A 13,215-nucleotide genomic window follows, 5' to 3' on the forward strand; every position below is an offset into this window, starting at 1 on the left:
TGCTCAGACCTGCCCCGGTGCCAGCAGCGGCGGCTGCACGCCGGCCGCCCGAAGTTCGCTGGCAACGATGTCCTGGAAGCTCAGCGTGGGGTTCATCTCGCACAGCATGCCGACCCGGATCCAGAAGTTGGCCTGGGCATTGATCGAGCGGCTGGAGACGGTGCAGGCACGACGCAGCTGGTCGTGCAGGGTGTCATCGATGTTGACGATGCCCATGGGCGGTCCTGAAGGAGTGGATATACGAAGCGTATATGTTTCGTATATCCAGCTCAAGGCCGCCCGGTTCAGCTGGCGTCGGTGGCGAAGCGCAGGCGGTTGCCGTCGGGGTCACGCAGCAGCATCTCGCGGCTGCCCCATTCGGTGTCATGCGGCGGCTGTTCGATGGGGACGCCTGCGGCACTGAAGGCGCGGTGCAGGGCGTCGACGTCCTCGACGATGAAGTACACCGCGCCGCCGACTTCGCAGTCGCCGCTGTGTTCGGTGAGGAAGATCGTCTGGCCGTCGCGGGTGAGCTGGGCGAACAGCGGGAAGCCGGGTTCGAAGCGGTGTTCCCAGTCGACCACGAAGCCCAGCCCCTGCACGTAGAACGGCAGGGTGGTATCGGCATGGCGCATGCGCAGTTGCGGGATGACGGTCTGGGGCATGGCGAGGGCTCCTGGGGCAGGCGTCCAGTGTAGTGCCGGCCGCTGGCCGGCATCCTGGTGAGCCCGGGAACAATGAGGGTGCCGGCCAGCGGCCGGCACGACCGACGCTGCCTGGGTCTGGTCGTTGCCAACCTTGGTTGGCATTGCCGGCCAGCGGCCGGCACTACCGAAGCCACGCTGGCCAGCAGCCGGCATTAACGGAAGCGGTCAGCAGGCCGTCGGCACCGAGGCCATCGCGGCCAGCAGTTCGCGGTTCACCTGCTGGTGCCGTGCCTGCCACACCGGCAGATCGTCGGCGCTGATGTCGGGCTGGCCATCCAGCGAGGACAGCCAGCGCTTGAAGCGGCTCTGGTAGTTGGCCAGCGACACTTCGCCGGTGATGTCACTGCCGACCAGGCCGCCGGCGCGCAGCGCTTCGATCACCACCAGCGCGTGTTCCAGCTGGAAGCGGCCCTGGTCCCAGTTGCTGCGGGCGACGTCCTCGGCGAACACATCCTTGTCGATCGACAGGTAGGTTGGCTGTGGCGACTTCGCCTGCTCTGCAGCGAACGCGGCCACCAGCGCTTCGGGATGCTCGAAACGGCGGAAGGCGTGGCCCATGCCGAGGCGATGCCCCCAGCCCACGTCCACGTCCATGCACCAGTAGGTCAGGCGACCGCCGATCAGCGGGCGCCAGTGGTTCTCCCAGGCGTGGCCGAGGCCGATGTCACTGGAGGTGATGCCCAGCACATGGATGTGCGAGATCTGCGGCAGCTTGCTGGCCGCGTTCACCCATGAACCGCAGTGCATGCCCAACGGGAAACGCATGTTGTCCGGATGGTTGTCCAGCACCACCAGCTGGAACGGCTCCTGCGCGCGCATGCGACGCAGCAGTGGCAGGCTGAGATGATGGAAATCACCGCTGCCGAGCATCACCGTGCCGAGCTGGGCCGGCAGCGGTGCCAGCACTTCAGCGGCGAAACGGTCGAGGGTGGCATTGCTGCAGGCGAAGCGCAGCGGATCGTGCCACTGCGGCAAGGCCAGGGTCTGCGCCTGGGGCAGCGGCAGCACGCCACCATCCAGGTCCAGGATCAACGGGGAACGCAACGGCATCGTTCAACCGCCTCCATCAGGTTCGCCCTGCAGGTACGGGGCCAGCCTGCGCAGGGCAGCGCGCAGCAGCGGGGAGCGTGCGTGGATCGCGTGCCGGGTGGAGGTGAAGCGGGCGCCGAGCTCGGCCTTGATCCGCGAGTCGGTCCAGCCGGCCACGTAGTGGCTCAGGCCGTGCTGCAGCGCGTACTCGAGGTTGTGCATCCAGCTGACCGCGTACAGGTTGTGCTCGCGCGACTGCGGGTAGGCCAGGCCGATGTACTTGTCGACCAGCTTGCCGGCATGCACGTAGCACAGGTTCCAGCCGATCAGCTGGCCCTGGTGGCGGTACAGGAACATGCGTCCCTGGCCCAGGCTGTCGGCCAGCAGGTACTGGAAATAGGGCAGGTCGAGCTGGTCGAAATGCACCGCGCTCTGCGCGTACACGCCCAGGTACAGCGCATACAGTTCGGCCTGCAGCTGCGGGTCGGCCAGGGCCGGATCACCGGTGGTGATGCACTCGATCTGCAGCTCGTCACGCGAGCGCAGCTTGCGCCGGATGTTCTTGCGGCGCGAGGACGACAGGCGTCCGAGATAGCCATCGATCGAATCGAAATCGATGGCCACCCAGGCCAGCGGCATGCCTTCCAGCTCTACGAAGCCGCGTGCCAGCAGCGCCTGCAGGAAGGCACCGCTGTGTGCGTTGGCGGCGTCGTCCAGCAGCGGCGAATCAATCGCCAGGTCCTTGACCACCAGCAGCCGGGTATCGCCGATCGCGTGACGCGTCACATCCTCGGCCAATGCCTCCGGTGCGACGTGCGCGGGCAGCGGGGTGTATTCGGTGCTGGTGGCACCGACGAAGCGGGTCTCCCAGGTGATCCATGGCCGCCACAGGCGCGACAGCGGCAGGCCAAGCAGCTTGCCGCGCAGGTCGTCATCCATCGTGGTGGTCAGGTCCAGCGGCGCACGGAAGGTCGGCAGGCCGCTGGGAAGGCGGCCCGCCTCGAATCCGAGCGGCGGGTGGGCCAGGAAGCCCTCCAGCAGCGCGGCCGGTTCCAGCGCAGTGCTGGACGCGCGTGATGTCATCTCCATCGGCACGGGAACCGGCAGCGCATCGACCTCAGCCCTTGGCCTTGGTCAGCGCCTGGTCGAGCAGGGTGATCGCCAGGTCGATTTCTTCGTAGCTGATGTCCAGCGACGGCGCGAAGGTGATCACGTTCTTGTACCAGCCACCCACGTCGAGCACGAGGCCCATGCGCTTGCCGTCGTGCAGCAGGTCACCGGCCAGGCCGATGTCGACCATGCGGTCCAGCAGTTCCTTGTTCGGGGTGTAGCCGTCGGTCTGGCAGATTTCCGCACGCAGGGCCAGGCCCAGGCCGTCGACGTCGCCGATTTCCGGGTGGCGCTTCTGCAGGCCACGCAGGCCGTCGAGGAAGTACGCGCCCTTTTCCGGCACGGTGCGCTCGTAATCCATTTCCTTGCCCAGCTTCAGCACTTCCAGGCCCAGGCGGGTGCCCAGCGGGTTGGAGTTGAAGGTGGAGTGGGTGGAACCCGGCGGGAACACGGTCGGGTTGATCAGTTCTTCGCGCGCCCACAGGCCCGAAAGCGGGTTCAGGCCGTTGGTCAGCGCCTTGCCGAACACCAGCACGTCCGGGGTCACGCCGAAGTGCTCGATCGACCACAGCTTGCCGGTGCGCCAGAAGCCCATCTGGATTTCATCGACCACCATCAGGATGCCGTACTTGTCCAGCACGCGCTTGAGGCCGGTGAAGAAGTTGCGCGGCGGGATGACGTAGCCGCCGGTGCCCTGGATCGGCTCGACGTAGAACGCGGCGTACTCGGCCTGGCCGACCTTGGGATCCCACACGCCGTTGTACTCGCTTTCGAACAGGCGCTCGAACTGCCACACGCAGTGGTCGGAGTACTCGTCCGGGGTCATGCCCTTCGGGCGACGGAAGGGGTACGGGAACGGGATGAACATCGCGCGCTCGCCGAAGTGGCCGTAGCGGCGGCGGTAGCGGTAGCTGGAGGTGATCGACGACGCACCCAGGGTACGGCCGTGGTAGCCGCCTTCGAAGGCGAACATCAGGCTCTTGCCGCCGCGCGCGTTGCGCACGATCTTCAGCGAGTCTTCAATGGCCTGCGCGCCGCCGACGTTGAAGTGCACGCGGCCGTCGAGGCCGAACTTCTCGTGCATGTCCACGGCAATGGTCTTGGCCAGCTGCACGCGGGTCGGGTGCAGGTACTGGCTGGCGACCTGCGGCAGCGTGTCGATCTGGTCCTTCAGCGCGTCGTTCAGGCGCTTGTTGCTGTAGCCGAAGTTGCAGGCCGAGTACCACATCTGCAGGTCGAGGTAGGGCACGCCCGCACCGTCGAACATGTAGCTGCCTTCGCCGCGCTGGAAGATCTTCGGCGGGTCGACGTAGTGGACGGTGTCGCCGAAGGAGCTGTAGCGGGCTTCGTCGGCCAGCAGCTGCGCGTCGGAGGCAGCCGAATCGGCGTTCTTGTCAAAAATGTTCATGCAGTTCGGTTCCGTGAAGGACGTTCGAAAGGGGTAACGGGGGAGCGTGCCTGGAAGGGAGTACTCAGGCGGTGGCCAGCAGCAGGGGCAGTGCGGCGGGCTGCGGGCTGGCGTCGAGGCGACGTGGCTGCAGCAGGCTGCCATCGAGCAAGCGCGGCAACAGTGCGATTGCATCGTGGAAGGTATCGATGGCGGCATGCTCGATGCCGGCATTGGTGCAATGGGTGATCAGGCGGCGCTTGGCGAATACGAAGTCGGCATCCTCGGACACGCAGAAGTCCGAACTGCCGTCGCCGATCATCAGCACGCGCGGTGCTTCGTTGGCACGCGCCTGCGCGGCGCAGGTGCACTTGCAGGTACCGCTACGGCACCCTTCGGCCTGGTAGGGCGACTCCAGTTCCCAGTGGTCTTCGCACCAGCGCAGGTGGTTGGCCACCACCGGCAGCGGCGGCAGGCCATGGTTGGCGAGGATGCGGTGGATCGCATAGTCCAGGCCGTCGCTGACGATGCGCAGCGGCAGGCCCAGCTGCTCGGCGCGGGTGACGAAGGCGGCGAAGCCCGGATCGATCTTTACCTGGTCCAGGTGTGCGTCGAGCGTGGCCGGGTCCAGCTTCAGCAGCCGCACCTGGCCCTGCATGCATTCACGCGAGCCGATCTTTCCCGACTTCCACTGGTCTTCCAGTTCCTGCCAGCCCGGCTGGCCGTACTTCTCCAGCAGCGAGTCGATGACATCTTCGAGGCTGATGGTGCCGTCGAAGTCACACAGGATGCTCCAGTGCATGGGCAGGTCCGTCGATGAGAAAGGCATCCGGCACGGTGCCGGGGCAGGCTCAATGTAGGCAGGTAGCCTTTCTCGTTCCTTTCCTGTTGAAAGGCTGCACTGCGGGGTGGGGAAAGTGTTCAGGAATCGAGTTTCCTGAATGGGCGTAATGCCCTGAAAACCGCCGTTTCAGGGCTGCGCAGCGGCCAGCGCCTGCAGGATCTGCGTGGTCTCTTCACGGGTCTGCCAGGCGCTGTTGCCGAGGGTCAGCATGCGTGCGGCGAAGTCGCGCGCGTTCGGCATGTCGTCCTGCGGCACGATGCCACGCAGGTAGGTGTAGTCGGGCAGGGCATGGATGAACATGCGGCTGGCACCGAGGCCACGCGGCCACAGGTCGTCCAGTGCGGCATCGCGCGCGCGCTGGCTGGGCAGCAGCAGCATCAGCATCGGCCAGGTGCCGCCGGTACCGGCCAGGCCGTCGACTACCTCCACCGCCGGCAGCTGTGCCAGCTGCACGCGCAGCTGCAATGCGCGCAGGCGCCCGGCCTGCAGGAACGCCGGCAGCCGCCGTGCAGCATGGGCGCCGATGTTCTGCCGCCAGTGGCTGACCCGGTGCTGCGGGATGTCCAGCGGGAAAACGTCACCGACCGCTTCTTCCAGATCGCCGCGTTGCAGTGCGCTGCGCAGTGGATTGCCGTACACCAGCGACAGCAGCGAGGGGCGGTAGCAGGCGGCAAGGCCCAGCAGCTGCACGCTGCGAAGCAGCTCCCAGCGCAGGCTGAAACGCACCTGCTCGGCCGCATGTTCGGCCAGGGCGGCACGCAGTTCGTCATCGCGGCTGACCAGCAGGCCGCCTTCGTGCAGGCTCAGCCCCTTGCCGGCGGCCAGGCTGAAGAATCCGATATCGCCACGCAGGCCGACGCTGCTGTTGCCGACCCGGGCGCCCAGCGCCTGAGCGGCATCCTCGATGACCCAGGCGCCGGCGCCACGTGCGATGTCGGCGGCCAGTTCAACATCGGCGATGCGCCCGCCCAGGTGCGTGGGCAGGATCGCCAACGTGCGTGCGTCGGCCAGGCGCGAGAGCTGTGCCGGATCAAAGTCGAAGTGGCCGCGGCGGGTATCACACAGCTGCACGCGCAGGCCGAGGCTGTGTACCGCGATCGGCACCAGCGGGCAGGTGTAGGCCGGGAGGATCACGGTATCGCGCTTGGGCGCGCGCTTGCGCAGGGTGCGCAGCGCGATCAGCAGCGCGTGGGTGCCGGAACAGGTCAGCTGCAGCGGCGGTGTGCCGAGCTGTTTGGCCAGGATGTCACGCAGGTCGCCGCCACCGGGAAGGAAGTCGCTGGCCTGCATCGGCAGGCCGGCGGTCGGAGGCAGTTCGCGCGCGAACAGGCTCATCGCAGCCCGCTCACGAGGTGCTTTCGGCGGGGCTGTGCGGGTCATCCGCTTCGGCGCGGCCGAGGCAGACGATGCCGGCCACGATCAGCACCGCGCCCACCAGGTGGTGCAGGGTCAGCGGTTCGTTCAACAGCCACGCCGACAGCAGCAGCACACTGATCACTTCCAGGTGCGAGGCCGCGAAGGCAGGGCCGATCGGGGCATGGCGCAGCAGGCTCATCCAGGTGAAGAACGCGCCGACGTAGCCGAGGATGGCGCCGTATACCCACGGTTGCGACAGCACGCGCAGCAGCCAGGCCGTATTGGCTTCGACCGGCAGCGCGGCGTCACCGGCGTACTTGAAGCACAGCTGGGCCAGCGTGTCGAAGGCCATCAGCAGCGGAAAACCGATCACATACAGGCGCCTCATGAGCCGGCCCCCACCACCGCCACGCCCGCAGTGACCAGCAGCATGCCGGTCACCCGCAGCGGCGTGAGTTTCTCGCGGAACAGGAAGCGGCCGGCGATCATCAGCGCAACGATGTTGATCGAGCCCAGCAGCACGCCCTTGGACAGCGGCACCAGTGACAGGAACGCGATCCAGGCCACGAATTCAAGCACGTAGCAGGCGATGCCGATCCACAGCCAGGGGCGGCTGAGCATGTGTTTCCAGCGTTGCAGTCCTTCGCCGTCCTGCGGGTCGCTGGCGGCGGCCTTGAAGGCGAGCTGGCCACCGGTATCGAGCACGACATTGGCCAGCCACAGCAGCGTGGCGAGTGCCCCCATCTCAGGCCACCGCCTTGAGGACGCCGCTGCGTTCACCGATTTCGGTGAAGAAGCGCGCGCTGCGGCGGATCACGTCGCGGCGTTCGCGGTCGATGGTGATCATGTGGTAGCTGTCTTCCAGCACCACCAGTTCCTTCGGGCCGCTGACCCGCGACATCACCAGTTCGGCATTGCCCATGCTGGCCACATCGTCTTCGCGGGCGTGCATCACCAGGCATGGCGCGGTGACCTGATGCAGGTGGCGACGGGTCCAGGTGCTCAGGGCACGCATCTCGGCCAGCGCGTGCCAGGGGTTGCCCGGCAGGCCGGCAGCGGCGCTGTCGCCGGACAGCATGGCGGCGCTGACCTGCGCGCGCAGGCGCTCGTCACGCAGGCCGTAGGGCGGTTCTTCCATGAACATGCGGTCGCGGCCGATGTTGAAGCGCTTGAACCACGGCAGCAGGAACGACAGGCGGGCCACGGCGGGAATGTTCCAGCCGTCGTAGCGGAAGGTGGCGCCATACACGCCGACGCCGGACACCCACTCGGGGCGGCGTGCAGCCAGCGCCAGCGACAGTACCGCGCCCATCGACAGACCACCGACGAACAGCTGGTCGACCTTGCCACGCAGGCTCGCCGCCGCATCTTCCACGCCCTGGTACCACTGTTCCCAGGTGGTCGCCAGCAGGTCATCCACGGTGCCGCAATGGCCGGGCAGCTGCACGCCGTGCACGGTGAAACCGGCGTTGTTCAGGCCCTTGCCCAGCATGCGCATTTCCGCCGGGGTGCCGGTCAGGCCGTGGACCAGCAGCACGCCCTGCGGGCCACCGGGGAGGAAGAAGTCGTGCGATTCGGTCACCTGGCGGCTCCGGGACGGCAGTGGGGATGGTCAGGATCGCAAGCGCGATTTTCGCCAGCCTTTCAGCGCCCCGGTCCGGGTCAGGGGGCCTTCAGCAGGGGCAGCGTGATGGCGACCTTCAGGCCCCCACCGGCACGGTTGAGGAAGGTCAGGCGGCCGCCGAAGTGCTCCACCGCTTCGTGGGCGATGGCCAGGCCCAGGCCGGTGCCGCTGGCGGTGGTGCCGGGCGCGCGGAAGAAACGCTCGCCCAGCCGCGGCATCACGTCCTCGGGTACGCCGGGCCCGTTGTCCTCCACGTACAGTTCGACGTCATTGTCGTCCAGCGCATGCACGCCGACCGTGACGGTCGCATCGCGGCCGGCGTAGCGCAGCGCGTTGTCGATCAGGTTGTCCAGTGCTTCCTGCAGCTGGGCACCGTTGCCGATCACGCGCAGCGGATGGGGGCTGCCGCGGTAGCCCAGATCGATGCCATCGCGGATCGCCTCGGGCACGCGCATGCCGACCCATTGCGGCACCAGTTCGCACAGGTCCAGCGCTTCAACGGTATCGGGCACGGTCTGCGCCCGGCTCAGCGCCAGCAGCTGGGTGCTGACCCGCGCAGTGCGCTGGTTGAGCCGGCGGATGTGCTGCAGCGCCTCGCGCACCGTGTCCGGGTCGCCATGCGCCAGCGCCTGGTCCACGTGCAGGGCCATGCCGGCCAGCGGCGAGCGCAGCTGGTGCGCAGCATCGGCGATGAAGCGGTTCTGCAGCGTGATCATTTCCGCCTGTCGCGCAAACAGATCGTCGATGGTGCTGATCAGTGGCTGGATCTCCTCCGGCACGTCGGCATCGGAGATTGGCGCCAGTTCGCCGCGGCGCTGCGCCAGGCGGGTCCTCAGCGGGGTCAGGATGCGCAGGCCGTAGGTCACGCCGAACCAGACCAGCGCGGCGGTGCCCAGCGCCAGCATGGTCATCAGCGGGATGATGATCATCAGGATCTCGCGTGCACGCTGGCGGCGGTCGGCCATGCTTTCGGCCACGGTCACCGCCAGCTGGTCCTGCGGGTCGTTCATCGCCTGCGTGCAGACGGTGGCCATGCGCACCTGCTGGCCATTGAGGTTGCCGTCGTACAGCGCCGGATGCACGCCGGTGCAGTCCTGCGAAGGGGCATACGGGCTGAAGTCCGCATTGCCGCTGAGGGTGCCCTTGCGGCTGCTGTCGACGTTGAAATAGCGATGGCCGTCGGGGTCGTACTCGATCAGGAAGCGCGCCTGCGGAGACAGGTCGCTGGTCACCGGCATGGTGCTCAGCATCTGCGCGAACGAGTGCGTGTCGTCGATCAGGTTGCGGTCGTGGATGCGGTTGGAATAGTCCAGCGCAACGTAGTAGGCCAGGATCGTATTGAAGGTCAGCAGGCCCAGCATCGGCAACGCCAGGAAGGCGAGCAGGCGCCGGCGCAGGCTGGGGGGGCCACTGATCACGGGGCGCTGTCGTCCTGCGCGTCTTCCAGCATGTAGCCCAGCCCGCGCACGGTGCGGATGCCCATGCCGCCGGGTTGCAGCTTGCGGCGCAGGCGGTGCAGGGCGATGTCCAGGCCGTTGTCGGTCAGGTCCTGGCCCCAGTCGCACAGCGCCTCCACCAGCTGCGCGCGCGACACGATGCGCTCGGCGCGGACTGCCAGCGCCGACAGCAGGCCGAACTCGCGCGCGGTCAGTTCCAGCGACTGATCGTCGATCCACACGCGGTGCCCGGCCAGGTCCAGGCGCAGGCGGCCGATGCGCAGGTCCGGGTTGCCATTGCTGGTGACCCGGCGCAGCTGCGCGCGCACGCGCGCTTCGAATTCGTCCAGCGCGAACGGCTTGACCAGGTAGTCGTCGGCACCGAGGTCGAGCACGCGCACGCGTTCGGCCAGGCCGTCGCGGGCGGTCACCACCAGCACCGCCAGGCCATCGCCGCGCTGGCGCAGGCGCTGCAGCACATCGCGGCCATCCAGCTGCGGCAGGCCCAGGTCCAGCACCAGCAGCGCGTACTGGGTCGAACCCAGCGCCGCGTCGGCGTGCGCGCCGTTGTCGACGTGGTCGACCACGTGCCCCTGCCGGCGCAGCGAGGCGCACAGGCCGGAGGCGATGTCCGGGTCGTCTTCAGCAATCAGAACGCGCATGCGCGGGGGGCTCCTGTATCGATCGGGCCCAGCGGATGGACGGGGCGGGCCTCTCGGTTGCCGAGGGTAGCCGCAAACCGGGTGAAGGTGGAGCGCGACGTCACCGCCCGGGGCCGTCGCGCTGTCCCGCCATTCAGTCCTGCAGGCCGGGCTCACCCAGCGCCAGCGGCACCCGTGAGCCGTCCAGCAGGCCGCGGCTGAGCCTGCCATCCTCGATGAACAGCAGTTCGCCGTTCTCGCCGTTCTTGATGCTGCTGTCGATGGCGATCACGCGGTCGCCATGGAAGCTGCTGACGTGCGGCATCGAGGTGTGGCCGACCACGATGCGCTTGAGCTGCAGGCGATCGAGCACGGTCTGTACACCGGCCGTGTCGAGGCGGCCATCGAAATAGCCGCGGTACCAGATCGGGCTGGTCTTGCCGTCATACAGCGGTGCGGTGGCCGGGTCGGCCTTCACTTCGGCCTTGGGCAGGCCCAGTGACGCCTGGTAGGCCGCGTTGGTGCGCGCCGGGTCAAGCGCCAGCTGCACCGCTTCGGGCGAGATGCCGCCGTGCAGGAACAGGGTGTCGCCGATCTTCAGCAGTACCGGGCGGGTGCGCAGCCACTGCCCAATCACCGAATCGGTGCCGTACAGCTGCGGATAGCTGCGGCCGAGCAGCTGGGCGCTGCGCAGGTATTTCGGGTTGACGTAGCGCAGGTCGTCGTACAGCACCATGGTTTCGTGGTTGCCGAGCACGAAGTGCACTGCGCCACCGGCGGCGGCCGCCTGCTGCTGCAGGCCGTACAGCAGCCAGAACGCCTCGGTCACCTGCGGGCCGCGGTCGAACACATCGCCGGCGATGACCAGGGTGTCCTTGCCCAGTGCCCAGCGGTCCTGCGCGTCGATGACCCGGTGGGCGCGCAGCAGGCGCACCAGCAGCCCGTACTGGCCATGGATGTCGGACAGCGCAACGATGCGTGGCGCGGCCGGCAGTACGGAGATCGAAGGTGCATTCGGCGCGGCCACATGCACGGTGTGCCCGTAGCCGCAGCGTGGGGCGATGTCGGTGCCTGCGGGCTGCGTGGCCAGCGTGCGCGACTCGACCTTGTCGTCGCAGATCCACTTGGCCTGCAGCTGCGTGCCCTCGCGGAATACATAGGGGCCATCGGCCGGCACGTGGTCGGCGGGCGCGGCAACCTCGCGGGCCTGCGTGGCTCCGGTGCTGCAGGCCAGCAGCGGCAGCAGCAGGGCGGTCATCAGGGAAGGGCGATAGCGCGGCATCGGCGGCGTCCGGCGGCGGAAACAACCGATGCTAACCGGCGCGGCCGGATCGTGGTGTGCGCGAATGGGCGGATCAGGCGCCGCGCCCGTCGTCCTTGAGCTTGCGCACGCGGGTCGCGGCGGCCGGCAGGGGCTGGCCGTCGCGCCCGTGCGGCTGCATGTAGGGCAGCGGGCGCCGCGTGCTGGATTCGATCAACTGCGAATGGGCTTCACCGGCGCCGAAGCGATGGCGTTCTCCCCACTGGCGCAGCGCGACCAGCAGCGGGAACAGTTCCTGGCCGGCGTGGGTGAGCACGTATTCCTGGTAGGCCGAGCCATCGGAGGCCGGTTGCAGTTGCAGGATGCCGGCCTCGACCAGCCTGCGCAGGCGATCACTGAGGATGTTGCGCGCCGCGCCGAGGCTGCGCTGGAAGTCGCCAAAGCGGGTGATGCCATCGAAGGCATCGCGGATGACCAGCAACGCCCAGCGGTCGCCGAGCAGGTCGGCGCTGCGGGCGACGGGGCAGGGACTGTTGGCGTGCATGCTGGGGCCTCCGGATGTGGTTGCAGTTTAAAACCAATGGCGATAGCCTGCATCAAGTTTCAAATTGCAACTACATCATGAGTGCTCCATTCATTTCCCGCCCATTGCTGATCCTGCTCGCGGTCGCGGCCGGCGCCAGCGTTGCCAACGTCTATTACGCGCAACCGCTGCTGGATCGGCTGGCGCAGGCCTTCGCACTGGACCGTGCCGTGGCGGGCGCAGTGCTGGCAGCAACCCAGGCCGGCAGCGTGCTGGCATTGCTTGGCCTGCTGCCGTTGGCCGATCGCGGTGACCGGCGACGTCTGCTGCGGCTGCAGTTGATGGCGCTGGTGCTGGGCCTGCTGTGGCTGGCGGCTGCCCGGACTACGGCGTGGCTGTTGTCGGGCATGCTGCTGGCCGGCCTGCTGGGTACCGCGCTGACCCAGGGGCTGATCGCCTATACCGCCACGCTGGCGCCGCCGGCGCAGCGCGGCCGCGTGGTGGGCGTGGTGCAGGGCGGTGTGTTCATCGGCCTGTTGCTGGCGCGCGTGGTATCGGGCGCGGTCGCGGCCACCATCGGCTGGCGGGCGGTCTATCTGTTGTCGGCAGCGGTGATGGCGGCCTTGGCCGTGCTGCTGTGGCGGCGCCTGCCGGCGGTGCCGGTACCGGCGGTACCGCCGCGCTGGTCCGCACTGCTGGGTTCGATGCTGGGCATGCTGCGCCGGGACCGCACGCTGCGCGAGCGTGGGCCGCTGGCGTTGCTGCTGTTTGCGGGCCTCAACGTATTCTGGGCGGCGGCGCCGATGCCCTTGTCGGCGCCTCCGTTGCAGTGGTCTACCGCGGCCATCGGTGCGCTCGGCCTGGCCGGCGTAGTGGGCGCATTGATGGCGGCGCGGGTCGGGCACTGGATGGACCGCGGTTTCGCCGATCGGGTCAGTCTTGGCGCGTTGCTGCTGATGCTGGCCGCGTGGTGGCCGCTGCTGGGCCTGCCGCAGTCGCTTTCGTTGCTGCTGCTGGGCGTGATCGTGCTCGACCTCGGTGGGCAGGCACTGCACGTATCGAACCAGGCGCTGCTGCTGCGTGCACCGGCAGAACAGCATGGGCGCCTGGTGGCGCTCTACATGCTGTTCTATGCGGTGGGCAGTGGTGCCGGTGCGGCTGCCGGGCCCTGGATGCAGGCCCGGCATGGCTGGCCTGCCGTGTGCCTGCTGGGTGCAGGCATCGCGTTGCTGGCACTGCTGTGGTGGGCCACATGGCGGGTGGTGGCGGTGAAAGCAGCGGCTGGCGCCCGTATCGGTAGTGCCGGCTGTCGGTAGAG

15 protein-coding genes are annotated in these 13,215 nt (G+C 68.1%); 1 reads left to right on the plus strand and 14 read right to left on the minus strand.

The genetic code is table 11. The features are described 5' to 3' along the window. Nucleotides 1-3 precede the first annotated feature (3 nt). From AB1281_RS04560 to AB1281_RS04625, 14 genes are all read right to left on the minus strand, one after another. Nucleotides 4-216 (minus strand): ParD-like family protein, encoded by a 213-nt coding sequence (locus tag AB1281_RS04560; protein WP_005415768.1) that lies wholly within the window; start codon nt 214-216, stop codon nt 4-6. Nucleotides 217-284: 68 nt separating this feature from the next. Further along, a complete protein-coding gene (locus AB1281_RS04565) occupies nt 285-644 on the minus strand; it encodes a bleomycin resistance protein (RefSeq protein ID WP_071228487.1) in 360 nt (119 codons plus the stop codon). A gap of 207 nt (nt 645-851) precedes the next feature. Further along, nucleotides 852-1,736 carry a hypothetical protein gene (locus AB1281_RS04570; protein WP_430345174.1) on the minus strand — a complete coding sequence of 295 codons (885 nt, stop codon included), beginning with the start codon at nt 1,734-1,736 and terminating at the stop codon, nt 852-854. A gap of 3 nt (nt 1,737-1,739) precedes the next feature. Further along, the gene (locus AB1281_RS04575) at nt 1,740-2,804 is read right to left on the minus strand and encodes a GNAT family N-acetyltransferase (RefSeq protein ID WP_430345175.1); all 1,065 of its coding nucleotides are present in this window, start codon (nt 2,802-2,804) and stop codon (nt 1,740-1,742) included. A 28-nt stretch (nt 2,805-2,832) separates the two neighbouring features. Beyond that, the gene (locus AB1281_RS04580; protein WP_014036434.1) at nt 2,833-4,233 is read right to left on the minus strand and encodes an aspartate aminotransferase family protein; all 1,401 of its coding nucleotides are present in this window, start codon (nt 4,231-4,233) and stop codon (nt 2,833-2,835) included. A 64-nt stretch (nt 4,234-4,297) separates the two neighbouring features. Further along, nucleotides 4,298-5,014: an MtnX-like HAD-IB family phosphatase gene (locus tag AB1281_RS04585; protein ID WP_430345176.1), complete on the minus strand. Its 717-nt coding sequence runs from the start codon at nt 5,012-5,014 to the stop codon at nt 4,298-4,300. A 168-nt stretch (nt 5,015-5,182) separates the two neighbouring features. Continuing rightward, on the minus strand, nt 5,183-6,391 hold the full coding sequence (locus AB1281_RS04590) for a DegT/DnrJ/EryC1/StrS family aminotransferase (protein ID WP_075674984.1): 1,209 nt from the start codon (nt 6,389-6,391) through the stop codon (nt 5,183-5,185). 10 nt (nt 6,392-6,401) lie between these two features. Next, nucleotides 6,402-6,800, minus strand: a complete 399-nt coding sequence (locus AB1281_RS04595) for a DMT family transporter (protein ID WP_075674983.1) — start codon at nt 6,798-6,800, stop codon at nt 6,402-6,404. Then, complete coding sequence (locus AB1281_RS04600; protein WP_006425769.1) at nt 6,797-7,156, minus strand: EamA family transporter; 360 nt, start codon at nt 7,154-7,156, stop codon at nt 6,797-6,799. The genes AB1281_RS04595 and AB1281_RS04600 overlap by 4 nt, the downstream gene beginning before the upstream one ends. 1 nt (nt 7,157) lies before the next feature. After that, nucleotides 7,158-7,994 (minus strand): alpha/beta hydrolase, encoded by an 837-nt coding sequence (locus AB1281_RS04605; protein ID WP_430345177.1) that lies wholly within the window; start codon nt 7,992-7,994, stop codon nt 7,158-7,160. Nucleotides 7,995-8,074: 80 nt separating this feature from the next. Next, the gene (locus AB1281_RS04610; RefSeq protein WP_049446359.1) at nt 8,075-9,454 is read right to left on the minus strand and encodes a sensor histidine kinase; all 1,380 of its coding nucleotides are present in this window, start codon (nt 9,452-9,454) and stop codon (nt 8,075-8,077) included. Further along, on the minus strand, nt 9,451-10,134 hold the full coding sequence (locus tag AB1281_RS04615) for a response regulator (RefSeq protein ID WP_008265770.1): 684 nt from the start codon (nt 10,132-10,134) through the stop codon (nt 9,451-9,453). Before AB1281_RS04615 ends, AB1281_RS04610 begins: the two co-directional genes overlap by 4 nt. A gap of 133 nt (nt 10,135-10,267) precedes the next feature. Next, nucleotides 10,268-11,395 carry a metallophosphoesterase gene (locus AB1281_RS04620; RefSeq protein WP_430344921.1) on the minus strand — a complete coding sequence of 376 codons (1,128 nt, stop codon included), beginning with the start codon at nt 11,393-11,395 and terminating at the stop codon, nt 10,268-10,270. Between the two features lie 73 nt (nt 11,396-11,468). Then, nucleotides 11,469-11,918, minus strand: coding sequence for a winged helix-turn-helix transcriptional regulator (locus tag AB1281_RS04625; protein WP_075674978.1), 450 nt, complete (start codon nt 11,916-11,918; stop codon nt 11,469-11,471). A gap of 77 nt (nt 11,919-11,995) precedes the next feature. Between AB1281_RS04625 and AB1281_RS04630 the strand changes: the two genes are divergently transcribed. Beyond that, nucleotides 11,996-13,213, plus strand: a complete 1,218-nt coding sequence (locus tag AB1281_RS04630; RefSeq protein ID WP_430344920.1) for an MFS transporter — start codon at nt 11,996-11,998, stop codon at nt 13,211-13,213. Nucleotides 13,214-13,215 lie beyond the last annotated feature (2 nt).

It is taken from the genome of Stenotrophomonas sp. NRRL B-14846, from assembly GCF_050473585.1.
GTDB lineage: Bacteria > Pseudomonadota > Gammaproteobacteria > Xanthomonadales > Xanthomonadaceae > Stenotrophomonas.

Coding starts and splice junctions, on each gene's coding strand:
- AB1281_RS04630 (WP_430344920.1), top strand. CDS start 11,996: ATGAGTGCTCCATTCATTTCCCGCCCATTGCTGATCCTGCTCGCGGTC.
- AB1281_RS04580 (WP_014036434.1), bottom strand. CDS start 4,233: ATGAACATTTTTGACAAGAACGCCGATTCGGCTGCCTCCGACGCGCAG.
- AB1281_RS04575 (WP_430345175.1), bottom strand. CDS start 2,804: ATGGAGATGACATCACGCGCGTCCAGCACTGCGCTGGAACCGGCCGCG.
- AB1281_RS04560 (WP_005415768.1), bottom strand. CDS start 216: ATGGGCATCGTCAACATCGATGACACCCTGCACGACCAGCTGCGTCGT.
- AB1281_RS04565 (WP_071228487.1), bottom strand. CDS start 644: ATGCCCCAGACCGTCATCCCGCAACTGCGCATGCGCCATGCCGATACC.
- AB1281_RS04595 (WP_075674983.1), bottom strand. CDS start 6,800: ATGAGGCGCCTGTATGTGATCGGTTTTCCGCTGCTGATGGCCTTCGAC.
- AB1281_RS04615 (WP_008265770.1), bottom strand. CDS start 10,134: ATGCGCGTTCTGATTGCTGAAGACGACCCGGACATCGCCTCCGGCCTG.
- AB1281_RS04570 (WP_430345174.1), bottom strand. CDS start 1,736: ATGCCGTTGCGTTCCCCGTTGATCCTGGACCTGGATGGTGGCGTGCTG.
- AB1281_RS04590 (WP_075674984.1), bottom strand. CDS start 6,391: ATGAGCCTGTTCGCGCGCGAACTGCCTCCGACCGCCGGCCTGCCGATG.
- AB1281_RS04585 (WP_430345176.1), bottom strand. CDS start 5,014: ATGCACTGGAGCATCCTGTGTGACTTCGACGGCACCATCAGCCTCGAA.
- AB1281_RS04625 (WP_075674978.1), bottom strand. CDS start 11,918: ATGCACGCCAACAGTCCCTGCCCCGTCGCCCGCAGCGCCGACCTGCTC.
- AB1281_RS04600 (WP_006425769.1), bottom strand. CDS start 7,156: ATGGGGGCACTCGCCACGCTGCTGTGGCTGGCCAATGTCGTGCTCGAT.
- AB1281_RS04620 (WP_430344921.1), bottom strand. CDS start 11,395: ATGCCGCGCTATCGCCCTTCCCTGATGACCGCCCTGCTGCTGCCGCTG.